16 protein-coding genes are annotated in these 23,364 nt (G+C 71.6%); 7 read left to right on the top strand and 9 right to left on the bottom strand.

Going from position 1 to position 23,364, the window contains the following annotated elements:
• The first annotated feature begins 88 nt into the window (after positions 1-88).
• Positions 89-871: an SDR family NAD(P)-dependent oxidoreductase gene (locus A176_RS29335; RefSeq protein ID WP_002635678.1), complete on the top strand. Its 783-nt coding sequence runs from the start codon at positions 89-91 to the stop codon at positions 869-871.
• Between the two features lie 21 nt (positions 872-892).
• Here the strand turns inward: A176_RS29335 and A176_RS29330 are convergent, their stop codons facing one another.
• The gene (locus A176_RS29330) at positions 893-1,501 is read right to left on the bottom strand and encodes an outer membrane beta-barrel protein (RefSeq protein ID WP_002635679.1); all 609 of its coding nucleotides are present in this window, start codon (positions 1,499-1,501) and stop codon (positions 893-895) included.
• 202 nt (positions 1,502-1,703) lie between these two features.
• Between A176_RS29330 and A176_RS29325 the strand changes: the two genes are divergently transcribed.
• Complete coding sequence (locus tag A176_RS29325) at positions 1,704-2,489, top strand: 2-keto-4-pentenoate hydratase (protein ID WP_044889442.1); 786 nt, start codon at positions 1,704-1,706, stop codon at positions 2,487-2,489.
• A 10-nt stretch (positions 2,490-2,499) separates the two neighbouring features.
• Here A176_RS29325 and A176_RS29320 read toward each other — a convergent pair whose 3' ends face one another.
• The gene (locus A176_RS29320; RefSeq protein WP_002635681.1) at positions 2,500-3,984 is read right to left on the bottom strand and encodes an FAD/NAD(P)-binding protein; all 1,485 of its coding nucleotides are present in this window, start codon (positions 3,982-3,984) and stop codon (positions 2,500-2,502) included.
• Between the two features lie 168 nt (positions 3,985-4,152).
• Between A176_RS29320 and A176_RS29315 the strand changes: the two genes are divergently transcribed.
• Complete coding sequence (locus A176_RS29315) at positions 4,153-4,737, top strand: cysteine dioxygenase (RefSeq protein WP_044889283.1); 585 nt, start codon at positions 4,153-4,155, stop codon at positions 4,735-4,737.
• Here A176_RS29315 and A176_RS29310 read toward each other — a convergent pair.
• The 3 genes from A176_RS29310 to A176_RS29300 all read right to left on the bottom strand — a co-directional run bounded on the left by A176_RS29310 (position 4,670) and on the right by A176_RS29300 (position 8,519).
• Entirely contained in the window at positions 4,670-5,668 is a 999-nt protein-coding gene (locus A176_RS29310) for a sensor histidine kinase (RefSeq protein WP_044889284.1), read from the bottom strand. The genes A176_RS29315 and A176_RS29310 overlap by 68 nt on opposite strands.
• Positions 5,669-5,832: 164 nt before the next feature.
• Positions 5,833-6,864, bottom strand: a complete 1,032-nt coding sequence (locus A176_RS29305) for a hypothetical protein (RefSeq protein WP_002635683.1) — start codon at positions 6,862-6,864, stop codon at positions 5,833-5,835.
• A 245-nt stretch (positions 6,865-7,109) separates the two neighbouring features.
• Positions 7,110-8,519 carry a serine/threonine-protein kinase gene (locus A176_RS29300; protein WP_002635684.1) on the bottom strand — a complete coding sequence of 470 codons (1,410 nt, stop codon included), beginning with the start codon at positions 8,517-8,519 and terminating at the stop codon, positions 7,110-7,112.
• 285 nt (positions 8,520-8,804) lie between these two features.
• Here A176_RS29300 and A176_RS29295 point away from each other — a divergent pair, with 285 nt between their 5' ends.
• Positions 8,805-11,069 (top strand): serine histidine kinase EspA, encoded by a 2,265-nt coding sequence (locus A176_RS29295; protein WP_002635685.1) that lies wholly within the window; start codon positions 8,805-8,807, stop codon positions 11,067-11,069.
• Positions 11,066-12,844: an OPT/YSL family transporter gene (locus A176_RS29290; protein WP_002635686.1), complete on the top strand. Its 1,779-nt coding sequence runs from the start codon at positions 11,066-11,068 to the stop codon at positions 12,842-12,844. The genes A176_RS29295 and A176_RS29290 overlap by 4 nt, the downstream gene beginning before the upstream one ends.
• On the opposite strand, the gene A176_RS29285 is transcribed toward A176_RS29290, so the two are convergent.
• Both A176_RS29285 and A176_RS29280 read right to left on the bottom strand, forming a co-directional pair.
• Positions 12,837-16,850 carry a serine/threonine-protein kinase gene (locus tag A176_RS29285; RefSeq protein ID WP_044889286.1) on the bottom strand — a complete coding sequence of 1,338 codons (4,014 nt, stop codon included), beginning with the start codon at positions 16,848-16,850 and terminating at the stop codon, positions 12,837-12,839. The two genes, A176_RS29290 and A176_RS29285, sit on opposite strands and share 8 nt — an antisense overlap.
• Positions 16,851-16,944: 94 nt before the next feature.
• A complete protein-coding gene (locus A176_RS29280) occupies positions 16,945-18,444 on the bottom strand; it encodes a Do family serine endopeptidase (protein WP_002635688.1) in 1,500 nt (499 codons plus the stop codon).
• Between the two features lie 661 nt (positions 18,445-19,105).
• Between A176_RS29280 and A176_RS29275 the strand changes: the two genes are divergently transcribed.
• Positions 19,106-19,576, top strand: a complete 471-nt coding sequence (locus A176_RS29275; protein WP_002635690.1) for a response regulator — start codon at positions 19,106-19,108, stop codon at positions 19,574-19,576.
• Between the two features lie 99 nt (positions 19,577-19,675).
• Positions 19,676-20,476, top strand: coding sequence for a glutaminyl-peptide cyclotransferase (locus A176_RS29270; RefSeq protein ID WP_002635691.1), 801 nt, complete (start codon positions 19,676-19,678; stop codon positions 20,474-20,476).
• A gap of 1 nt (position 20,477) precedes the next feature.
• On the opposite strand, the gene A176_RS29265 is transcribed toward A176_RS29270, so the two are convergent.
• Together A176_RS29265 and A176_RS29260 are read right to left on the bottom strand one after the other, a co-directional pair.
• Positions 20,478-21,845 (bottom strand): sigma-54-dependent transcriptional regulator, encoded by a 1,368-nt coding sequence (locus tag A176_RS29265; protein ID WP_044889287.1) that lies wholly within the window; start codon positions 21,843-21,845, stop codon positions 20,478-20,480.
• Positions 21,827-23,305 (bottom strand): sensor histidine kinase, encoded by a 1,479-nt coding sequence (locus A176_RS29260; protein ID WP_002635693.1) that lies wholly within the window; start codon positions 23,303-23,305, stop codon positions 21,827-21,829. Before A176_RS29260 ends, A176_RS29265 begins: the two co-directional genes overlap by 19 nt.
• Positions 23,306-23,364 lie beyond the last annotated feature (59 nt).

Below are 23,364 nucleotides of genomic sequence, written 5' to 3'. Positions count from 1 at the left end.
CGCCTGCCCGCCCTGCCTGTCGAGGGATGTTCACGAGACCGCCGCGCCCGGGCCGCTCGGCTATAAGGCGGGGCCTGGAGGACACACCATGTCGCGGAAAGTGGCGCTCATCACCGGAGCCTCGGCGGGATTGGGAGAGCAGTTCGCGCATCGCTTCGCGCGGGATGGCCACGACGTCGTCCTGGTCGCCCGGAGCGCCGCGCGGCTGGAGGCACTGGCCGCGAAGCTGGAGCAGGCGCACGGTGTGAAGGCGCACGTCTTCCCCTCGGACCTGTCTCAACCGGACGCGCCCGAGCAGCTCTTCGAGTCCGTGCGCGCGCGCGGACTGACGGTGGACTTCCTGGTGAACAACGCGGGCTTCGGCTCGTGTGGTCCGTTCCTGGAGCAGGTGCTGGCGAGCGAGGCGGAGATGGTGGCGGTCAACTGCACCGCGCTCTTGAAGCTGTCCCACCTGTTCGCGCGGCCCATGCGGGAGCGCGGTGCCGGGCGCATCCTCAACGTCGCCTCCACGGCGGGTTTCCAGCCCGGGCCGTACATGGCGACATACTTCGCGACCAAGGCCTTCGTGGTGTCCCTGTCGGAGGCGCTGGCCCACGAACTCAAGGGCACGGGCGTGACGGTGACGTGCCACTGCCCGGGCCCCACGCACACGGAGTTCACCCAGCGCGCGGGCAACGGCAAGACGCGCCTGTTCCAGCGCACGGGCGTGGCGACGGCGGAGGCGGTGGCCGCCCATGCCTACGCGATGATGATGCGCGGCCGGGTGCTGGCCATCCACGGCCTGCTCAACTGGGTGGGGACGGTGGGCGTGCGCTTCAGCCCGCGCGTGGCGGTGCGCGCGCTCGCGGCCAGCCTCAACCGGCAGGGCTGAGGCTGGCGGGCGCGGCGCGGCTCAGTTGTAGGTCGCGGACAGGACGACCGAGAAGTTGGCGACGTTCCAGCTCTCGCGGTCGAACTCGTTGCGGATGCGGCCCATGGCCAGCTCGGCGCCCACGCCCAGGCCCCAGTTCTTGCTCACCCACCACTCCTTGCCGATGCCCAGGTGCAGGCCACCGCCGATGTCCGACTCCGCCACCTTCTCGTTCCGGCGGGAGACGGAGAGCTGGGTGTAGGTCACCGCGCCGGACAGGTAGACGTTGGCGGGCATGATGTAATAGGTGATGCCCAGGCCCACGGCGCCGTAGTTCTGGCTCCGGTCCTCGTCCTGTCCCTCGATGGTGAGGTCCCCAATCTGCATGCTCGGGTTCGGCGTGGACGCGCCGTAGAACTTCGCGTGGAGGATGAAGTTGTTGACCAGCGCGAAGCCGACCTCGGCGTTGATGTTCGCGCCGGCGCCCTTCACCGTGTACTGGGGGATGGCATCCGTCGCCTTCGCGCGCAGATAGCCGCCGCCCACCTGCAGGCGCAGGTAGAAGCCGTCGTGAACGTGCTCGTCGTATTCCTGGGCGCTGGCCGCCGTGGCGGTGAAGAGCAGCGCCGCGATGATGCTGGGGTGTCGCATGAAAAGGGCTCCTTCGGAGAATCCCACCCGGCCTGGGTCCCCGCGTTATGCAGCACCCACACCCTGGAAGGCCAGCGTCCGCTCGTGACACCCGCGTGCTCGCGACGCTTGCGTGGCCATGTGGGTGTACCGGAAGCTCCGCGCCACCATCCGGGCGGTGCGCCATGAAGGCGTGGCCGGGAACGACGAACGAGGGCAGGGGATGACCGCGACCGTGGACCACGAGGCACTGGCACACACACTGGACTCGGCGAGGTTGGAGCGCCGCGAGGTGGCCCCGCTCACGCGTGAGCACGCCGCGCTGAGCGTGCCGGATGCCTACGCCATCCAGGAGGCCGGCATCCGGCTGCGCCAGTCCCACGGCGAGCGCGTGGTGGGCCTGAAGATGGGGCTCACCTCCGAGGCCAAGCGCAAGCAGATGAACCTGGACTCGCCCGTGTACGGCGTGCTCACGGACCGGATGCAGGTGCCCGCGGGCGGGGTGATTCAGCTCTCGCAGGGCGTGCACCCGAAAATCGAGCCGGAGATTGCCTTCCGCATCGGCCGGGAGCTGCGCGGCACCGTGACGCGCGACGAGGCGCTGGATGCCTGTGAGTCCGTGTTCGCGGCCATGGAAATCCTCGACTCGCGCTACCGCGACTTCAAATACTTCTCCCTGCCGGACGTGGTGGCGGACAACGCGTCGTCGTCGCTGTTCGTGCTGGGCACCACCGAGCATCCCCCCCGCGCGATGGACCTCACGCGGCTGGAGATGACCATGACGGTGAACGGCGAGTCCGTTCAGTCCGCGCGCTCGGACGCCATCTCCGGGGACCCGGTCATCTCCATCATCCAGCTCTGCGAGCTGCTCGCGCAGCGTGGCCAGGTGCTGCCCGCGGGGAGCATCGTGCTCGCGGGCGCCGCCACCGCCGCGCACATGCTGCGCCCGGGAGACCGGGTGCAGCTCACGGTGGAAGGGCTGGGCATCGTGGCGGCGTCCGCCGAGTAGCCCGCGCGCCTCACCCTTCGAGCGGGACGCCCGAGGACGCCAGGGGCTCGCGCGGCGCGCGCGAAGCCTCCACCCGCCGCAGCAGGTGCCACGCCAGGTTCCGGGCGTGGCCGCGAATCTCGGGGACAGCCGTCGTCTCCCACAGCTCGCCCCGCCTGGGCGGGCCCAGGGTGTAGAGCCGGCCGGCGGCATGCCCATGGATGTCCAGCAGCGCGCCGTCCTCGTCCGCGGCCAGGCCCATGCCCAGCGCGTCCGGGCTCACGCGCCCGGTCTCCACCAGTCCGCCGAGCACCGGGTGGCCCCGCGTCATCGCGCCCTCGGGGCCCGTGCAGTTGATGACGTGTTGGACGTGCAGCGCCGTCTCCTGGCCACCGCGCCCGCGCGGACGCAGGCGGACCTCCACGCCCGAGTCCTCCAGCGCGAAGCTCCGGATGTGCCCGGCGTGAAGCGTCAGTTGCCCTTCGCGCCGCAGCCGCTCCACCGTCTCGCCGATGCTGGGCGCCATCCGGTGCCGGTGCACGTCCCAGTAGGCGCGCAGGTGGCGGAGGAAGCGGCGCCGCTCGTTCACCGGCAGCCGCTGCCAGAGCGGCACCGACACGGGCCGGAGCGCGTCCACCACCTGGCGCCAGTCCGCGCCCGCCTTCGCCGCGCGCCGCACCTCCCGGCGCACGAGGCGCAGGACGGGACGGATGCGCACCGCCAACGGCAGGTGCTCCTTCGCGTGCGCCGTCTCCGGCCGCGCGCGCCGCAGCTCCTGCCGCAAGGCCCGCAGGGCGTCCCGGATGCCCGGCGCCGCATAGCTCGAGCGGGTCGCCTCCTGGTGCACGTGTGGCAGCAGGCCGTGCCGGGAGAGCGCATGGATGTGTCCCTGGTGGCCCTGCTCCATCAGCGAGAGCACGGTGTCCACCATGGTGAGCCCCGTGCCGATGAGCAGCACGTCATCCCGGGCCGCCACGCCTCGGAGCGCGTCCGGCGCCCAGGGGGAGCGGTGGTAGCGGCGGCTGACGTACAGCCCGCCGTCGGACACGCGCAGGTTGGAGGGCAGGGCGTTGCCCAGGGCCAGCACCGCCGTCCTGGCCTCCAGCCACGTCCCATCCGCCAGCACGAGCCGCACGGCGTCGCTCGTCTCTTCCACCGCGGCGACTTCGCTGGTCACGACGTCCAGATGGACGCCCGGGGCCGCGTTGGCGCGCGCCTCGCGCAGCACCGACTCCAGGTAGCGTCCGTAGCGCTGGCGGGCGATGAAGGCACCGGGCGGCGTCCCCGGCTGCTCGCGGCGCGCCCAGCGCAGGAAGTGCTCCGGGTCGTCCGCGTAGGCGCCCATCTTCGCGGCGGGCACGTTCAGCAGATGACACGGGCTCGTCGTCGAATACGCCAGCCCCAGGCCGGCCCGCCCGCTCCGCTCCACCAAGGCCACGCGAAGCGGCGCGCGCGCGTCCCTCAGGAGGTTCGCTGCCAGCAGCGTGCCACTGGCACCTCCTCCCACGATGGCCACATCCCAACACCCCTGTGCTCGCACGCCGCAATCGTAGGTCCTGCCACGCTCGCTGGCATCCTCCCGCGGCGTTCAGGTGTCCAGGCGCCGGGCCTGCATGCCTGCCCCGCCTCCCTGGGCAGGGTGTTGTGGGGTGTTCACACTCCAACCCACACGCGGGAGGTCATCATGCGCGAGTCCGTCATCACCGAGCGTGAGCTGCATTCCATGGCCAACGCGCTGCTCGGCTGGCAGCTCCCCGAGCGGCCCGAGGAGATTCCATCCGTGGCGTGGCTGGTGGAACGGCTGCGCTCCAGCAGGGTGGATTGGGGGCTGCTGCGGGAGCTGGTGCACTTCGACGCGGCGGGTTACACGCGGCGCACCGTGGCCCGGACGCCCGCGTGTGAGCTGCTGCTCGTTTCATGGCTCCCCGGCCAGGCTTCGCACGTGCACGACCATGGCGGCTCCGGTGGCGTGTCCTGGCTGGTGCAGGGCGCGCTTCGGGAGACGCGCTACGCCTGGGCGGGGGACCGGTTGGCCCCGGAGACGGCCGTGCGCGCGGAGGAGGGGGATGTCCTCGTCGAGTTCCCGGACACCATCCACCGCATCGACAATGCGTCCCGCCACGGCGCCGTGTCGCTGCACCTCTACGCGCCGCCGATGCAGGGGATGACGCAGTACGAGCCGGCGCAATCGCCGGAGCGCCTCAGGCCGCGACGTCCGCCGGCTGCGAGCGCGGCGCCTGGGCGAAGGCGCCGGCCACGGGCAACGTGACGCGGAAGATGCTGCCGCGCTCCGGCGCGCTCTCCACCGTGAGGGTGCCGCCCAGCGAGGTCACGATGCCATGGCACACCGCCAGCCCCAGCCCCGTGCCCACGCCCAGGGGCTTGGTGGTGAAGAACGGGTCGAAGATGCGCTCGCGGTGCTCCGGCGAGATGCCGCAGCCGGTGTCCCGCACCTCCACCGCCACGCGGCCGGACTTGGCCTCGCGGGCGACGATGTGGACCTCGTTCTTCTCCACCGCGCCGGGGACAATGGACTGCGCCGCGTTGAGCAGCAGGTTGAGGAACACCTGCCCCAGCCGCGCGCCGTTGCCCTGGACGGGCGGCAGGCCCTCGCACTCCACCACCAGCCGGGCGCGGTGCCGCAGCTCGTGCATGGCCATCTTCGCCGCCGTGCGCACCACCGACGCCAGGTCCGACGGGCCCGTGCCCACGTCCTCCGCGCGTGACAGCGTCTGCAAGTCACGCACGATGAGCCGGATGCGCTCGGCGCCGTCGCGCGTCTCGGCCAGCGCCTCCAGCACTTCCTGACGCTCCTGCTCGGACAGGTGCTCCTTCTGCTGGAGCTCCTGGTGGATGTATTCGAGGTTGCTGAGGATGAAGGCCAGCGGGTTGTTGATTTCGTGGCCCACGCCCGCGGCGATACGGCCCAGCGCAATCAACCGGTCCGCGAACAGGAGCTGCGCCTGCGTGGCCCGGAGCTGCTCCAGGCTGCGCGACAGCTTGATGTTGGCCGCCTCCAGCGCGGCGGTCCGCTCGCGCACCGTCTCCTCGAGCCGCTCCGCCTCACCCGCGGGAGGACGGTGCGCGCGCAGGCGCACGCCTCCCAGGGTGTTGCCTTGGAGCAGGTCGAACGCGCGTCGCAAGGTTCCGCGCCGCTGCGCCACCGCCGACATCAATTTCACCCTCGTTCGAAGTGTCATCGCGTCCGGCTCCAGGGATGGGGTGTCTGCTCGTGGAGTAACCCCGAGCCGCGACAGACCCGAGTAGTCAACACCGTCATGGTGGTACGGGGCAAGGTACCGAGGGGCGGTGCCAGCGTGTGACGCACGACGGAGACCGTGTGTTCCGCCATGGCACCTGTGCTTCAACCAGGACAGATGCCGCAGTCCACCCGGCAACTGTCTGGTGACGTGCCCGAGCCACACCGCTCGGTGAGCTGGCAGACGCCGTCACCGCAGCGGTGGATGTCTCGCGGCTGGATGCGTGTCGTGAGGGGGCGGTACGCCCGTCCGTTGTGGGTGCATTGTTCGTAATAGGGCCGCTCGCCGTTGCTGGGCGGGTTCTGCTTCTCCGCGGCCACGCCAAAGGGCACGGTGCTGTCGGTGGCGCGCTGACAGAGCGACTGGCAGGTGCCCGCGCGGATGATGGGCAGACAGTCCGACTGGCTCGGGTTCGAGGACAGGCCGCAGGAGCGCACGCTGCTCTCGTCCCAGGCGAGGTAGCCGCGGTCGGTGGCGGCGAAGACGCCGGTGCCGTCGAAGAGGTTGCCGAAGAAGCACGCCTCCCGCTCGCTGAACACCGCCAGCTCCTGCTCGGTGTACGAAAGCGCCGCCCCGCGCGCGTTCCGGCCCAGCACGGAGATGGGCACCGGGATGCCGAACTTGTTGGCGTGCGCCGCCAGGCACGCGGAGACGACTTCCTGTTCCTCCCGGGTCGCCGCCGCGCCCGTGGCCCATTGGTGCGCCAGGCCCAGGCCTCCGTGCCACGTGTGTGTCACCCCCGTCGCGGGGTTGGTGTATTTACGCTGCTGGTTCCCCTTCGCCGCGCACTTGATGATGTATCGCATCAGCTCGTCCGCGCGTTCGGGATCCTGGTTGAACCAGGTGGAGAATCCATTCGTTGACAGGCCATTTGTTGACAAGCCATTGGTGGACAGCCCGTTGGTCGACAGGCCATTTGTCGACAAACCATTGGTGGAGAGTCCGTTGTCTGACTCAGCGGCCGCGCGAGCCATGGTCGGTGTCCAATCATCACTGACATGCCCCGCGGGGCCGCAGGCGCCCACGGTGAATCCCAGCAGCAGGCTCCACAGTCCTCTCGTGGCCGCTGACCCGCATGGGTGTTTCAGTCGGTGATTGATTTGAATTCCAGACACAGACGCTGGCGTGTGGTGCATGGCTTTCCCCCGTTACAAGAAGCCAGCAGCGCTGGATTCTCGAAGGCCATCAGTTCCAGCTCCCATGTACGAAAATGCTGTCGCTGATGGATGCACCCAGTGTGAGGGTTTTCAGGGCGCGAGAAATATAGCCAAGCCGGAATATTCGAGTGGGGGTCTGCCTGGAAACACCCGATGTGTGTCATGTCAGACGCCGTGCGGGGCGCCTGCATGCCAGGTGATAACAGATACGTGTTATCCGCGAGTCAGTCGCTCTCGTCGAACTCGAGCGCCAGCGACGCCGCCGGGGTGAGGGCGAAGCCATCCGGTGAACGCAGCCGCCACGTGCCCACGTCGGTGACGGGGCCGCCGACGACCTCGGACTCCTGCGGATCGCCGCGCGTCTCCGCCTGGCCCAGGTGGATGCACAGGTGGACGTGGGCGTTCACCGGCTCCGCCAGCTTCTGGGCCATGGTCTGCAGCAGCCGCAAGGTGCGCTCCGCCTCGCGCAGGTATTCGGTGCGCTCGGCGCTGGGCGCGCCATTCTCCAGCGGGTGGACGGCCAGCAGCGAGGTGCCGGACTGGAGCGCCAGCAGGAAGCCGCCGCCCCGCAGGCCCTGCTCGAGTCCGTCCAGCACGTCCGCGAGCACCGCGTACACGGCGTCGTCGTCCTGAGCGGAGGCGGCGAGCACCACCTCGGCGTGGACGGCGAGCGCCAGCCGGGTGCGGCGCGCGGGCTGGACGGGTTCTTCCGCGGCCTCGCTGAGCGCCGCGAGGAACGCCGTCACGCTGCTGAAGCGCCGGCCTCCGTCCTTCTCCAGGCAGCGCAGCACCACGGCGTCCACGGCCGGCGACACGGCGGCGATGGCGCTGGGCCGCGGCGGCGGGGCTTCCAGGTGGAGGCGCTCCAATTCCATCCGGTCCTCGCACTGGAACGGATAGCGGCCGGTGACGAGCTGATGCAGCAGCACGCCCAGCGCGTAGATGTCCGTGTGCGGGCCAATGGGGCCGCCGCGGAACTGCTCGGGCGCCATGGCGTGCGCGGTGCCCAGCCGCTGGCCGGCGATGGTGAGGCCCTCCTGTGCGGGCTCGGCGTGCAGCAGCTTGGCGATGCCGAAGTCCAGCAGCTTCACCCGGGGCCGCTCGCCTTCCTCCACGACGAGGATGTTGCTGGCCTTCAAGTCGCGGTGGACGACGCCCGCGCGGTGCGCTGCCTCCAGCGCGCCGCAGACGGGCTCCAGGTACGCGAGCGCGCGCGAGGACGACAACCGCCCGCGCTCCTGCACCACCTGGCTGAGCGTGCGCCCGGTGAGCAGCTCCATGACGTAGTAGGGGCTGCCGTCGGGCATCAGCCCGAAGTCGTACACGTCCACGATGTTGGGGTGGCGTATCTGATTCACCACCCGGGCCTCGCGCACGAAGCGCTTGAGCATCTCGCCCTGGTCCGCCAGGTGGGGGTGGAGCACCTTCACCGCGGCGCGGCGGCCCAGGATGCGGTGCTCGGCTTCATAGACGCTGCCGTGGCCGCCCGAGGCCAACAGGGCCTTGAGGACGTATTCGCCCGCGAGCGTGCCCGGGCCTCGCTGCGCGCGGGAAGCGTCACTGGGTAGTCGCTCGGACGCATGCAGGTCCGCTCGGGCCTGGATGCGGAAGGTGCTCTCGGAGTCCGCCGCCATGGGGTGCCTGATCCTTACACCTTTCCCCACGAAGTCTGCCTGGGTGCGGGAATGAATTCCCGCCGCGGCGCGGCATCGTGGTGGGCACGTTGACCACCTGGCAGGGCGGATGGCGGTGCGCCAGGCGCGGGATGTTCGCTGCCGGAAGGTCTGTCGCCCTGGGGTCGGGGGGGATTGGACGGAAGGGCCCCGGCACTGATGGGATTCCGGAGGCGTGACGCTTCGTACGGGAGCTCGGGGATGGATGGGTTGTGGGGCTTCAGGCGGGCGTCGGGGGGCTGCGAAATGACGATGCTGGACGACCTCACGACGTGTGCGGGGCTTGCCATGGCCCCGCCTCCGTCCTCCACGGGAGCCTGTCTCATTCTCATCAGCACCACGACACCCGCGGCCATTGGCAAGGCCTTCCGCCTGGACCTGGGGGAGCACGTCATCGGCCGCGGTTCGGATGTCACGGTGCGCATCGACGACCACGGGGTGTCGCGCAAGCACGCGCGCATCGTCCGAGGCAGTGACGGCTCCTGCCACGTCACGGACCTGGACTCCACCAACGGCACGCTGCTCAACGGCGTCCCCGTCAGCAGCGCCGAGCTGATGGAAGGCGACCGGCTGCAGATTGGCACCGTCACCGTGTTCCGCTTCTCCAAGCGCGACGTGCTGGAGCCTCGCGAGGAGCAGTTGCGCCAGGCGCTGACGGCCGCGCGCGTGGGCATCTGGGATTGGAACGCCACCAGTGGCCGGGTGACGTGGAGCGAGCAGGTGGACCGGCTCCTGGGGCTACCCGTGGGCAAGCTGTCGGGCCGCGCCATGGAGCTGTCGGAGGTGGTCCACCCCGCGGACCTGCCCCGCGTGAGCGACGTGCTGGGCGCCGCGCTGGAGAAGAAGACGCAGGTGGACGTGGAGTACCGCATCGAGCCGCAGGGCAGCGGCTGGCGCTGGATTTCGTGCAAGGGCGACGTGCTGTGTGACGCCACGGGCGCGCCGGCGCGGGTGACGGGCACGGTGATGGACATCACCGCGCGCAAGCTGGCCGAGCAGGAGCTGCACCGCCAGTCCCTCATCTTCGAGAGCATCTACGACGGCGTGGTGATTACCGACCTGGCGGGCGGCATCATCGACTGGAACTCCAGCGCCGAGCGCATGTTCGGGCGCCAGAAGTCAGAGGCCCTGGGCCAGACGCTCTTCAGCGTGCTGCATCCGGACGAGCCGGACCGGCTCACCGGCCAGATTCTCACCGCGCTGGACAAGCAGGGGCGCTGGTCCGGAGAGCTGGAGTTCAAGCGCCGCGACGGCACCCCCTTCTGGTGTGAGTCCGTCGTCGTGCCCCTGCGTGACAGCGAGGGGCGCGGCATCGCGAACATCATGGTCCACCGCGATACCACCGAGCGCAAGCAGCTCCAGGCGCACCTGGTGGTGGCGGACCGGCTCGCGTCGGTGGGCACGCTGGGCGCGGGCGTGGCCCACGAAATCAACAACCCGCTGGCCTACATGCTCGTCAACCTGCACCTCATCCGCGAGGGGCTGGAGCGGCTGGAGAGCCAGGCCCCCGCGGCGCCCGTCGCGTCGCTGCAGCAGTTGGTGCGCGAGACGGCGGAGGGCGCCGAGCGCATCGCCACCATCGTGCGGGACTTGAAGGTCTTCGCGCGCGGCGAGCAGGAGGCGCGGCTGATGCCGGTGGACGTGCGTCGCGCGGTGGAGCTGGCGTGCAAGATGGCGGACAACGTCATCCGCCACCGCGCCCGGCTGGTGACGGAGTTCGAGCCGGTGGCGCCGGTGGAGGCCAGCGAGTCCCGACTGTGCCAGGTGTTCCTCAACCTGCTGCTCAACGCGGCGCAGGCGATTCCGGAGGAAGGCACCGCGGGCATGGAGCACGAGATTCGCGTGGTCATCCGGGGCGGTGAGAAGGACCGCGTGGTGGTGGAGGTCCGTGACACGGGCATGGGCATGGCCCCGGAGGTGCTGAGCCGCATCTTCGACCCGTTCTTCACCACCAAGCCGGTGGGCGTGGGCACGGGGCTGGGGCTGTCCATCTGCCACGGCATCGTGGAGTCCATGGGCGGCTCCATCCAGGCCGACAGCGAGCTGGGGCGCGGCAGCACGTTCCGTGTGGTGCTGTGCGCCGCCACGCGCGAGCTGGAGGTGCTGCCCCGTCTGGCCGCCGCGATGCAGGCCAACGCGCGGGCGCGCATCCTGGTGGTGGACGACGAGCCCAACGTGACGCTGGCATTGCAGCGCTCGCTGGCCGCGGACCACGAGGTGGCCACAGCGAACAGCGCGCAGGCCGCGCTCCGGCTGGTGAGCGACGGCGGACGTTTCGACCTCATCCTTTGTGATGTGATGATGCCCGGAATGACGGGCATGGACCTGTACCACGAGCTGGGGCGCTGCGCCCCGGAGCAAGCCGGACGCATGGTGTTCATGACAGGTGGTGCCTTCACGCCGCGCACGGTGACCTTCCTTCGCGAAGTGCCCAACGCCAAGATCTCCAAGCCGCTGGATTTGACGCAGCTTCGGGAACTGGTGGGCCGCTCCGCCGAGGCAGGGCGATGATTCCTTCGGTGCGTGAACTCACGGAACCGGAGGCGTCCACCACGGAGGTCGCGCCCGTCCTGACGCGGGTGCGGGAGCACGCGGCGCCCCTGGAGCTGACGGCGCGCGCGCTGGGCATGGGGCTGCTCATCGGCGGGCTGCTGGCCGTCACCAACGTCTACATGGGGCTGAAGACGGGCTGGTGGGAGAGCGGCTCCGTCACCGCCGCCGTGCTGGGCTTCAGCGCGCTGGCCACGGTGTCCCGCAAGCGGGGCTCGGCCTATACGCCCTTGGAGAACAACCTCACGCAGACGGCCGCGGCCTCGGTGGGCGCGATGCCCGCGGCGGCGGGGCTGCTGGGCGCGCTGCCCGCGCTGACGCTGCTGGGCACGTCCGTTCCGGCCTGGGGCGTGGCGGTGTGGAGCGTGGCGCTGGGCGTGCTGGGCGTGCTCGCCGCGCACCTGCTGCGGCGGCGGTTGGTGGCGCAGGAGGCGCTGCCGTTTCCCACGGGCATCGCCACCGCGGAGCTGATTACCGCGATGCACGCGTCGACGGGCACCGAGGTCCGCGCGGGGCGGGGCCGGCTGCTCGCGGGCGCGGGCGCGGCGGCGGTGGTCGTCACGGCGGTTCGTGATGCCTTCAAGTGGCTGCCGGGCATGACGGCGATGCCGGGGACGCTGGGCGGCGTGCCCGCCGCGTCGCTGACGTGGGGCGTGGGGTGGAGCCCCATGCTGTTGGCCATCGGCATGATGACGGGGCCTCGGTTGGGCCTGAGCATGTTGGCGGGCGCGGCGGTGGCGTGGGGCGTGCTGTCGCCGTGGCTCGCGAGCACGGGCCTGCTGGCGGACCCGGGTTATGAGTCGCTCTCCGCGTGGCTGACCTGGCCCGGCGTGGGGCTGATGGTGGGCTCCGCGATGGCGTCGCTGCTGGCGCAGGCGCGTGACTTCCTCGGCGCGGCCCGGGACCTGGGCAATCTGAGGAAGGGGGAGACGGTGCCCGCCTGGGCGTTCGGCGTCGGGCTCGGCGCGTGTGTCCTCGCGGTGGCGCTGGGCTCGATGCTCTTTGGGCTCAGCGTGCCGTACATGCTGCTGGCGCTGGTGCTGGTGCTGCCGTTGTGCGCGGTGTGCGCGCGTGGCGCCGGGCAGGTGGACGTGTCGCCCGTGACGCAGATGGGGCAGGTGACGCAGGTCATCTTCGGCGGGCTGCTGCCCGGGGCCGTGGCGCCCAACGTCGCGGCGGGCGCGGTGGTGTCGGGCGCGGCGGCGCAGACGGGCGTCAGCATGTGGTCGCTGAAGGCCGGGCACCTGCTGGGCGCGTCTCCGCGCCGGCTGCTCGCCGCGCAGTTGGTGGGTGTGCTGGCGGGCTCGGTGGTGGGCGTGCCGGTGTACCTGTTGCTGACGCGGACGCAGGGCCTGGGCTCGGAGGCGCTGCCCGCGCCCTTCGCGCACCAGTTCCGCGCGGTGGCGGAGGTGGCGGTGCGTGGGTTGGACGGGCTGCCGCCACAGGCGGCGCTGGCCGCGTGCGTGGCCGTGGGCGTGGGCGCGCTGCTGACGTTCGCGTCCCGGGGCCGCGTGGCGCGGTGGCTGCCATTGCCCGTGGCGTTGGGCATCGGCTTCATCCTGCCGGCGTACTACGCGGTGACGATTTGCGTGGGCGCGCTCGGGCTGGCGGCGGCGCGTTGGCGCTGGCCCGCGGCGGCGGAGCGAAACGTGTCCACGCTGGCGGCGGGAGCCATCGCGGGGGAGTCGCTGGCGGGTGTGCTCTTCGCCGCGTTGATGGCGCTGGGGTTCATGTAGCCGACGAGCCTTCGTGCACCTTAGCGAGGGACCGTCGGATGCGGCCCTCCATGAGGTTCGGGACGTGCCGTGAGCGCTCCAGGGCCTCGCGGAGCACGCGTGCGGCTTCTTCGTGGTCCCCACGCCGCAGCGCCGCCAGCCCCATCATCTCGAGCACCTCCAGCGGCTCCTGCTCCACGGATACCTGCGCGGAGCGCTCCCTCAGCGACCACCATGCCTCCGGCGAGGCATCGCGCGTGGCCAGCTCCACCATGGAGAAGAGCACCTCCTCGGACGGGCTCAGCTCCACGCCCGGCGGGCCCTCCGCCATTACCTGCCGCACCTGCGCCAACACCTCCCGCGCACGCGGATGGCGGCCCGTCCACGCCAGCGCCCGCGCCTGGAGGAGCAGGGCCCACGGCCGGGACGCCACCTCGGGGTGCCGGCGCTCCAGCGCGATGGCCCGGGTGATGTGCGGCGTGGCTGCTTCCGCGTCGCCCGCCTGGTAGTGCAGCTCACCCAGGTTGTGCTCGGCGAAGTACTCCCAGCCCACCATGCCCAGCTCGCGGCCCAGGTGCATGAAGCGCTCCTGGTCCTTCAGCGCCCGCGTCAGCTCCTTGCGCGCCACCCACAAGTTGCGCCGGTTGTTGATGGCGCTGCCCAGGTGGAAGTGGTCTCCGCGCTCGGTGCACGCGGTGATGACCTCGTTGAGCACGTGCTCCGTCTCGTCGATGTCGCCCAGGTTGGGAAGGATGACGGCCAGCAGCAACTGCGCCACCACCTGCGTCTCATACCCCGCGTCTCCCAGCCGGCGAGCGCGCTCGGCGGCGGCCTCCAGGGGCATGCGCGCTTCCTGCCACTCCCCCTTGCGGAACTGCGCGCGTCCGAGCGCCAGCAGCAGCCGGGCCTGCACGTAGGGCGAGGCCACCGTGGCCGCCAGATGCTGCGCCTCCTGCGCCATGGCCTCGCTGCGCGTGTAGTCGTTCACCCAGTCCAGCGCCATGGCCTCGTCCAGCAGCAGCTCCACCTCCGTGCGCGTGTGGCCCAGCCGCCGCGCGCGCTCCCGGGCCGCGGCGAAGTCCGCGAGCGAATCGTCATACCGGCCAATGCGGATGCGCATCAGCCCCCGTCCGCGCAGCGAGGTGAGGCAGCGCAGCTCGTCCGTGGGCTCCAGCAGCTCCAGGGCCCGCGTGTACATGGCCTCCGCGTCGAGGAACGCGTGGCGGCCCCGGGCGGATTCGGCCAGGTCGATGGAGAGCGCGGCGGCTTCGTCCCGGCGTCCCGCGGCGGCCGCGTGCAATGCCAGACGGGGCAGCCGCTGCCGCTCGCCCGCGCCCGCCGCGCTGAGGAAGTAGCGGTAGGCGGCATGGTGGATGCGCTCGCGCTCGGCGGCGGGCAGGGTGGACGCCACGGCTTCGCGCAGCAACTCGTTACGGAAGCTCAGCCCTTCATGCCGGTGGGACACCAGCAGGCCGGAGTCCAACAGCCGCTTGGTGGCATGGCCCGCGTCCAGGGGAAATCCCCCCGCGGCGCCGTCACGCTCCAGCTCGCGCACCACGCCCTCGGCGGTGGCCGCGGTGAAGTCCGTGCCCAGCAGCGCGCACAGCCGCGCGTGCGCGGCCAGCGACGGAGGCAGCGCGCCCAGTTCCCGGTCCGCCAGCCACTCCACCAGCCGCAGCTCAGGCACCTTCTCCAGCCCGTCCGTGACCAGGTACCAGCTCCCGCCCGGCGCGCGCTGGCGCACCAGCCCCTGGCGCTTGAGGCCCCGCACCAGCTCCACCAGGTAGAGGGGCACGTGTTGGGCGCGCTCGACGATGCGCTCCACCGCTTGCGCGGGCACGTTCTCCACGGGCTTGAGCAGCAAGCGGCACAAGGACTGTGCCTGGTCCGCGGGAAGCACGGGCAGCGCCAGCGTGGACTGCTTCGCGGCGCGAGTGCCCCACGTCGGCCGACTCTTCTCGAAGCCCGGTCGCGCCAGCACGCACACCCACAGCGGGACGCTGGCCTCGGCGAGACACGCGTACTCCAGCGCATCCAACGCCGTCTCCTCCGCGAAGTGCGCGTCGTCCAGCACCAGGCACACGGGGCGCTCGCGGGCGTTGGCGGCCAGCAGTTCACCCGCGGCGCGCATGGCCAGCGAACGCAGCGCACCCGGCGCCGCCGCCCAGCTCTGCAGCTCCGGCCCGCCGGGCGCGTACCAGCCCATCGTGGCGGCGACGCCCGGCCACAGCTCGGTGCCCAGCGTGGGACCCAGGCGCTGGAGGATGGCGGCGCGCGTCTGCTGTTCGGTGTCCGTGTCGTCGCGCTCGAAGGCATTGAGTGCGCAGCGCAGCAGCGTGCGCAGCGTGCCGTCCGGGTCGCCCTGGACGGGCTCGCGCGAGCGGCTGCTGTACACGCGCGCGTGGGGCAGCATCACCTGGAGGCGGCGGGCGAGCGTCGCGGCCAGGTGGCTCTTGCCGTGCCCGCGCTCGCTCAGCACGGTGACGATGGTGGGCGTGGCCTCACCCACGGCGGAGCGGGCGCTCTCCAACAATTCGGACAGCTCCGCCTCGCGGCCCACCAGCACTTCACTGCCCAACTGCAGCACGGTGATGTCGGGCCGGGGCGCGGCGCCCGGGGGCGCGGGCCGCAGCAGGCCGCGCAGCTCGGGGACTTCCATGCACGGCACTTCGGGCACGGCCTCCGCGGCGGCGGGGGACATGAGGAGCCCGTGCGCCTCAGGCCCCGTGGGGTAGCGGTCCTCCCGAGACAGGATGGCGCCCAGGTAGCGCGGGGCGCCCGTGGGGCGGCGCTGCACGGTGACGGCGGACACGTCCACGAGCCCGCCCGGCACCAGTCCCCGCTCCGTCAGCCCCTCCGCGGCGCGCATGGCGCGGCGCACGGGATTCTCTCCGGCCTCCGGGTCGAAGACGGCGGCGACGCGCTGCGCGTCGGAGAAGGCCAAGTGTCCGCCATAGGAGGCCAGGGCCTTCTGGAGCGACACGGGGTTGGCGCGCGAGGTGAGGAAGAGGACGGCCACGGAGCGGCGCATCTGCGCGGGACGCGGCTCGCCCGGGGCGGCGGGCCGGGGCGTCGCGGGCTCGGTGGCGCGGTGGGCGTGCTCGAAGGCCTCGCGCAGCGCGGTGCCCAGCGCGGTGGCGTTCTCCGGGCGGCGCGCGGGCTCCTTCGCCAGACAGCGCAGGACGACCTCCTCCAGCGCGGGCGGCACGGGCGCGAAGTCGGACGGCGGCGGTGGACGCAGCGACAGGTGGGCCTGGAGCACGTCCGGCGTGGCGCCGAAGAAGGGCGGCCGGCCGGTGAGCATCTCGTAGAGGAGCACGCCGAGCGCGTACACGTCCGTGCGCGTGGACACGTCCGCGTTGCCGGCGCACTGCTCGGGGGCCATGTACTCCGCGGTGCCGGCGAAGCCGGACGCGTCACTGGGCGTGGTGGCCTCGTTGGGGCGGGCGGTGGTCTCCGTGGAGGTCCCCCGCACCAGGCCGAAGTCGAAGACGCGCACCCCGCCCGTCGCCTCGTCGAGGAAGAGGTGTTCGGGCTTGAGGTCGCAGTGGGCGAGTCCATGCGCATGGACCTGGGCGACGGTGTCCACCACCGCCAGCGCGCGCGGGGCCAGCTCCTCGGACGGCAGCGGGCCCGCGGCTCGGGCCAGCCGGTCCGCGAGCGTGGGCAGCGGCACGTACTCCATGGCCAGGAAGCGCGCGCCGCCCGACAGCGCGCCGGCCTCGTACAGCGCGGGCACCGTGGGCGGGCCCAGCACGCGCAGCGCCTCGGATTCGCGGGCGAGCTGCGCGCGGCCCAACCAGTTGCTCCCGCGCGCGACCTTGATGGCCACGCGCTGTCCGTCGGCTTCGCGCGAGGCGCCCAGCATCACGCCGAAGCCCCCTTGCGCGAAGACGCCGTCCACCCGGTACCCGGGAACGGCGGGCACGGGGGACGGCGAAGGACTGTCGCCCTGCGCGGGTGGTCCTGGCGGGCACGGCGTGTGAGAGCCTTCCCACCGCCGTCCGCATGTCTGGCATCGCGGCACGGACGGGACTCTACGTCAGGTGTCCGCGGGTTTCAGGACCCCCCAAGTCGTCTAAGTACCAACCCGGAGTGTCCAAGCTTACCCGGCAAGACGTTCAGCGGTCCGGGACTTCCACGGCGCGCAGGAGCGTGGATTCCGAGCCGGGCATGCGCACGCGGAGCAGCAGCGCGGCGCCAGGCTTCACGGAGGTGAGGGCCTGGACGGCGTCGGAGGCGGAGGCGATTTTCTGGTCGCCCACCTGGACCAGGAGCATGCCGGGCACCAGGCCACCCCGCTCGGCGGGGCTGCCGGGCTCCACGGCCACCACCTGGGCGCCGCCCTCCCGCGTGTCGGACAACTGCACGCCCAGCCGGCGTGGCGCGGACGCGGAGGCATTGCGTGGCTGCACCTCCTCCTCGCCATTCATGGAGGGACGCGTCCCCAGCGTGACGTCCAGCGATTGCGTCCGGCCACCCCGCAGCAGCTCCACCTTCACGCGGCTGTCTGGCTTCAGCAGGGCCACGGCGCGGGTCAGCCCGCCCGCGGACTCCACGGGTTTGCCATTCACGGAGGTGATGACGTCCTCCTCGCGCAGGCCCGCGCGCTCGCCCGGGCTGTTGCGATTGACGCCCGCCACCACCGCGCCCTTCATCGCCTCCAGGCCCAGGGCGCGCGACAAATCAGGGGTGAGGTCCTGCACGGCCAATCCCAGCCAACCGCGCCGCACCACGCCCGTCTCCTTGAGCTGCGGCAGCAGCGCCTGGATGAGCTTGCTGGGCACCGCGAAGCCAATGCCGGTGGCGCCGCCGACGATGGCGGTGTTCATGCCCACCACCTCGCCCTGCATGTTGAAGAGCGGCCCGCCGGAGTTGCCGGGGTTGATGGCGGCGTCCGTCTGGAGGAACTCGTCATAGGGGCCCGCCTGGATGTCCCGGGCGCGCGCGGACAGGATGCCCGCGCTCACGCTGGAGGCCAGTCCGAAGGGATTGCCAATGGCCATGACGGCGTCGCCCACGCGCACCGCGTCCGAGTCACCCAGCGGCACGGCGGGCAGGTTGCCCGGCGCGCCCTTGAGCTTCAGCAGCGCCACGTCGGTCAGCGGGTCCCTGCCCATCACCTCCGCGTCGAAGGAGCGGCCGTCATCCAGCTTCACGCGAACCCGGTCCGCGTCCTCCACCACGTGGTTGTTGGTGAGGACGATGCCGGAGGGGTCGATGATGAAGCCGGAGCCCGCGCCCTGGCGCGCGGGGCCGTTGCCCTCGCCGCCGAAGCCGGGCGGCAGGCCGAAGCGCTCCGCCATGCCGGGAGGCAGGCGCTGCATCCCCGCGGACCGGCGGGGCTTCGCGCGCACCTCGACGTTGACGACCGCGCCCTTCACCGCGTCCACCAGCGGCGCCAGCGAGGTGATGCCGTTCTGCGCGCCGCCCACGGCGGGGTTGAAGAGCGTCTTCTGGATGGGCAGCGGCGCCTGGGCCGGCGCGGTGGCGGCGACGGCGGCCGAAGGGGTGGGCGCCGCGGACGCGGTGCCAATCGCTTGACCACAAGCACCCAACGTGGCGGCGGGAAGAAGGACCAGGGCAGTCAGGAACCGGCGAGAGGGGAGCGAGCAGGCCATCGTTCGTTCTCCATGCGTGTGAGAGGAAAATGCCGGTTCAGGCGAGGGGCCTCCGCGAGAAAGGTCCCACCTTGGAGGGGTGGAAGGTGACGTCCATCCGCTGACTGTCCCCCGACGTCAGCGGCGGTCATCGCCATGGGGTTTCTTGCGTAAGCCCCGCGCCCGAACCGATGTCGGGGGCTATTGCAGCCGGTGGGCCAACGCTTCACGCACGCGGTGTGCCTCTGAAGCCCGGTGCGCGGGCGCCCCAAACGCCCCAGGGCTTCGGGGCAAACTGCCCCGACTTGGGGCATTTCTCCCCGGACCACGTGCCCCAGCCCCGAAGTGCGGCGGTCACCTTGGGGGCATTGTCCCTACAAGCCGGGTGGGCGTGGGCCAGAGAGGCTCGCACCCGGGCGGCGTGCCTTCGCGCACGCGCCCCACGGTTCGCCGCGCGCTGCATACATAGAAGGGACATGCTCGGGGCGGAGGGCGGCGCTCCTTTGGGAGGCGTGCGAGCCCTTGGGGGACGCCCGCTCGCCGGACGGGCCCGGGGGCGTCCCGGCGGGCCCGATGGCACGGCGGATGCTCAGGGGAGGCCCGCCCGGCGCCGGCCCGTTCCCATGTGAGGAAGGGGCCCTGTCGCGGGGCGTGCCCACCTCACCAGAAGGAGCCGTCAGTCATGGGGCCAGACGAAATCAGCGGGACGCACGAGGACGCTCGGGAGTGGCCGCTGTCCACGCGTGAGTGGGTGGCACGCCGCAGCGCGCCTCGCATCCTCCTGGGTGAGGACCAGCCGGAGATGCGCACCTTGCTGCGCCGGGCGCTCAGCCGGCGGGGCTATGACGTGGTGGAGGCGCCGGACGGCCCGGGGCTGGTCAAGGCGCTGGTCGATGGACTGCTCGCGCAGCAGACGCAGGTGCCCGACCTCATCATCACCGACGTGCGCATGCCCGGCTTCTCCGGCATCGAGGTGCTGGCCCGCCTGCGCCGCGAGGGGTGGACGACGCCGGTCGTCCTCATCACCGCGTTCGGAGATGCCCAGCTCCACCAGGAGGCGGAGCTGCTCGGCGCGGCGCGCGTGCTCAACAAGCCCTTCGCGATGGAGGACCTGTGCGAAGTGGTGGAGACGTTGGTGCCGCCACCGCGCTAGGCCTGGGAGTGCGGCCTGGCGAAAATCGCATTGCCCTGGAGCCGTGGGTGCTTGCGCCATGGCACGTCTGGGTTCAGGCTCCGGGCCACGAGGCGCCTCATGCGGACCCCCACCACGCTGCTGCCGCTGTTCGCGCTGACCGCGGCGTTCCAATGCAATCCTCCGACGCGGCCCGTGCCGGACGCGGGCTCCGGTTCGCAAGAGCCGGTGCGGCGCGTGGCGCGCATCATCAACTCCTACCCGCACGCGACGAACGCCTTCACCCAGGGGTTGGTGTTTCACAAGGGCCACCTCTTCGAGAGCACGGGGCACCAGGGCACCCTGCGGCAGTTGTCGCTGGAGACGGCGCAGCCGGTGTGGATGGAGCGGCTGGGGAACATCTTCGCGGAGGGACTCGCCAGCGACGGCGAGCGCCTGTACCAGCTCACGTGGACGGAGGGGCTCCTCTTCACCTGGAGCGGCATGCCGCCCCAGCGCGAGCGGACCACGCGCTACCCGGGCGAGGGCTGGGGCCTGTGCTTCTGGGAGGGGAAGCTGGTGCGCAGTGATGGCAGCGCGCTGCTCACCTTCCACACCCCGGAGGACTTCACCCAGGTGGGCTCCGTGGAGGTGACGCTGCGCGGCCAGCCCGTGGAGCTCATCAACGAGCTGGAGTGCGCCAACGGCGTCATCTACGCCAACATCTGGCACAGCTCGGACGTGCTCGAAATCGACCCGGCCACCGGGACGGTGGTGGGCGTCATCGACGCGTCGGAGCTGACGCGCGCGGTGGCGGGGCAGGTGACCAGCCACGAGGCGGTGCTCAACGGCATCGCCGTGGAGCCGGGCACGGGGCGCATCTTCATGACGGGCAAGCTGTGGCCCCGCATCTTCGAAGTGCGCCTGGACCTCGTGGAGTAGCTCAGCCCTTGCGCACGCCTTCGTCGCGCTCCAGCTTGCGGTACAGCGTCTTGCGGTCCACGCCGAGGATGCGCGCCGCCAGCGTGCGGCTGCCGCCCACCGCCTCCAGCACGCGGTGGATGTAGCGCCGCTCCAGCTCCTCCAGCGTCACCAGCTCCGACGCGTCCTGCGTCTCCGGCACCACGCGGGGCTGGCTGTAGTTGCGGACGCGCTCGGGCAGGTCGTCCACGGTGAGTTCCTCGAAGGAGGTGAGGGCCACCGCGCGCTCGAGGCAGTTCTGCAGCTCGCGCACGTTGCCCGGCCAGCCGTAGGCCAACAGCCGCTGCGCCGCCGCCGGGGACGGGCCCAGCACCCGCTTGCCGGTGCGCGAGGCGAACTGCTCGATGAAGCGCTGTGACAGCGCGAGCACGTCATTGCCGCGCGCGCGCAGCGGCGGCAGCTCCACGCCGATGACGTTGAGCCGGTAGTAGAGGTCCTCGCGGAAGCGGTCCTCCTCCACGGCCAGCTCCAAATCACGGTTGGTGGCGGAGACGATGCGCGCGTCGAAGGGCACCTCCGTGTCGCCACCCACCGGACGCACCGTGCGCTCCTGCAACGCGCGCAGCAGCTTGGGCTGGAGGGTGAGGGGCAGCTCGCCCACTTCGTCCAGGAAGAGGGTGCCGCCGTTGGCCTGGACGAACAGGCCGGTGCGCGCGGCCTTGGCGTCGGTGAAGGCGCCCTTGGCGTGGCCGAACAGCTCGCTCTCCAGCAGGGCCTCCGGCATGGCCGCGCAGTTGATGGCGACGAAGGGTCCGTCCTTGCGGCGCCCGCGCGTGTGGACGGCCCGGGCCGCCACCTCCTTGCCGGTGCCGCTCTCGCCGGTAATCAACACCGTGGAGTCCAGGTCCGCCACGCGGTCGATGAGCGCGTAGGCCTGCTTCATGGCGGGGCTTTCGCCCACCACGGTGCCGCTGTCATCGCGCCGGCCCAGCTCCTGGCGCAGCCGCCGCACCTCCTCGCGCAGGGCGCGGTGCTGCACGGCGCGCTCCAGCACCAGCACCAGCGCGTCCACGTCGATGGGCTTGGTGACGAAGTCGTAGGCGCCGGCGCGGATGGCGGCCACCGCCGTCTCCAGGCTGCCGAAGGCCGTCACCACCACCACGGGGATGTCCGGGCGGTTGAGGGCGATGCGCTCGCACAGCGCCAGCCCGTCCATGCCGGGCATGCGCAGGTCGGTCAACACCACGTCGAAGTCCTCGGCGGCCAGGAGCCCCAGCGCCTCGTCCGCGGACGGGAGCGCCACGGGCGCGAAGCCCCGGCGCGTCAGTCCCTTCTCCAACATCGCGCGCATCTCGCGCTCGTCCTCGACGACTAGGACGCGGCCTGGCATGTGTCCTCACCCCTCGGCAGGTAGATGGAGAAGCAGCTACCGCGTCCGGGCTCGCTTCGCACGGCAATCCAGCCGCCATGTTCCTGCATGAGCCCGTAGGAGACAGACAGGCCCAGTCCGGTGCCCTCGCCCACGTCCTTGGTGGTGAAGAAGGGCTCGAAGACGTGGGGCAGCACGTCCTCGGGGATGCCCTGGCCCTGGTCCTCCACGTCCACGCGCACGTAGTCCCCCTCCGGACCGCCCACGTCCGGGGGCGGGGTGCTCCGGGCATGCTCGGCGCGCACCCGCACGGTGCCCGGCTGCTTCATGGCCTGCACGCCATTCATCACCAGGTTGGTGAGCACCTGCTGCACCTGGCCCGCGTCCACCTGCACCATGAGGCCGGTGGGGATGTCCGTCTCCAGCGTGACGCTGTTGCGCGCGGCCATGGAGCGCAGCAGGGACAGGGAGCGCTCCACCAGGTCCTGCACGTCCTCGGGCGCGCGGTGGGGCTTGCGCCGCCGGGCGAAGTCGAGGAGCTGCCGGATGATGGCCGTCATGTGCTGGGCCTGCTGCGAGATGATTTGAGCGCACTCGCCCACCTCCTCGCCCTCCGCTTCGCCGGAGGAAATCATCTTCGCCCGGCCCATGACGACGTTGAGCGGGGTGCCCAGTTCGTGCGCCACGCCGGAGGCCAGCTTGCCCACGGTGGTGAGCCGGTCGGCGTGCCGCAGGTGGTCCACGGCGGACAGGCGCGCGGCCACCTCCGTGGCCAGTCGCGAGCGCGTCTCCTCCAACTGCTCGCCCATCTGGTTCATGGCGCCGGCCAGGGTGGTGAGCTCGTCGCCCCGGCGCTGCGGCAGCGACACGCGGGCGGTGAGGTCACCCTGGCCAATGCGGTGCGCCAGCGACACGAGCTGCTCCACGGGCTCGCCCACCAACCTGCGGCCCATGGCCATGGCGGCCACGATGAAGCCCAACGCCATGGCGGCGGTGGCGGCGAAGGTGCCGAGGACGACGGTGTTGACGTACTGCCGCTGCGCGCCCAGGGACTCGGTGATTTCGATGGCGCCCAGGCGGTTGCCGATGAGCACCGGCGTGTACGAGTGCAGCAGGCCCGGGTCCACGGCGGGGTCCACCATGGAGCCGTCATTGCCCTGGAGCAGCGACGTGCGCAGCCGGGGCGGGAAGCCCGTGAGGTCCGGGGTGCCGGGGCCTCCGTCCAGCCACACCCAACGCAGGTGGACCTGCTCCTGGAAGCGGTTGGCCTGTTGAAGGAGCGTCAGCGCCTCGCGCTCCCCCGCGAGCTGCCACGCCTTGCCAATGGAGCCGGCGAGCGTGTGACCGGGCAGCCGGTGGTCGTGCTGCATGTCCATGGCGGAGCGCTCGAGCTCACGGCGGACCTGGAAGTACTGCAGGCCCGCCATGACGGCGATGGCGAGCAGGACGAGGGCGAGGGTGAACTTGCGGGCGAGTCTCACGGGCGGTTCGCGAAAGAGGCTGCTCCGGTCCGTGCGCCTCGAGGGGGAGGGAGCGCACG

This window comes from Myxococcus hansupus (assembly GCF_000280925.3).
GTDB classification, from domain to species: domain Bacteria; phylum Myxococcota; class Myxococcia; order Myxococcales; family Myxococcaceae; genus Myxococcus; species Myxococcus hansupus.
Note: the sequence above shows the minus strand (reverse complement) of the source record. Positions and strands in the feature narration are given on the sequence as shown.

What these genes read in the sequence shown, in the direction of transcription:
- A176_RS29335 (WP_002635678.1), top strand. Translation starts at nt 89, where the DNA reads ATGTCGCGGAAAGTGGCGCTCATCACCGGAGCCTCGGCGGGATTGGGA.
- A176_RS29330 (WP_002635679.1), bottom strand. Translation starts at nt 1,501, where the DNA reads ATGCGACACCCCAGCATCATCGCGGCGCTGCTCTTCACCGCCACGGCG.
- A176_RS29325 (WP_044889442.1), top strand. Translation starts at nt 1,704, where the DNA reads ATGACCGCGACCGTGGACCACGAGGCACTGGCACACACACTGGACTCG.
- A176_RS29315 (WP_044889283.1), top strand. Translation starts at nt 4,153, where the DNA reads ATGCGCGAGTCCGTCATCACCGAGCGTGAGCTGCATTCCATGGCCAAC.
- A176_RS29310 (WP_044889284.1), bottom strand. Translation starts at nt 5,668, where the DNA reads ATGACACTTCGAACGAGGGTGAAATTGATGTCGGCGGTGGCGCAGCGG.
- A176_RS29305 (WP_002635683.1), bottom strand. Translation starts at nt 6,864, where the DNA reads ATGCACCACACGCCAGCGTCTGTGTCTGGAATTCAAATCAATCACCGA.
- A176_RS29300 (WP_002635684.1), bottom strand. Translation starts at nt 8,519, where the DNA reads ATGGCGGCGGACTCCGAGAGCACCTTCCGCATCCAGGCCCGAGCGGAC.
- A176_RS29295 (WP_002635685.1), top strand. Translation starts at nt 8,805, where the DNA reads ATGACGATGCTGGACGACCTCACGACGTGTGCGGGGCTTGCCATGGCC.
- A176_RS29290 (WP_002635686.1), top strand. Translation starts at nt 11,066, where the DNA reads ATGATTCCTTCGGTGCGTGAACTCACGGAACCGGAGGCGTCCACCACG.
- A176_RS29280 (WP_002635688.1), bottom strand. Translation starts at nt 18,444, where the DNA reads ATGGCCTGCTCGCTCCCCTCTCGCCGGTTCCTGACTGCCCTGGTCCTT.
- A176_RS29275 (WP_002635690.1), top strand. Translation starts at nt 19,106, where the DNA reads ATGGGGCCAGACGAAATCAGCGGGACGCACGAGGACGCTCGGGAGTGG.
- A176_RS29270 (WP_002635691.1), top strand. Translation starts at nt 19,676, where the DNA reads ATGCGGACCCCCACCACGCTGCTGCCGCTGTTCGCGCTGACCGCGGCG.
- A176_RS29265 (WP_044889287.1), bottom strand. Translation starts at nt 21,845, where the DNA reads ATGCCAGGCCGCGTCCTAGTCGTCGAGGACGAGCGCGAGATGCGCGCG.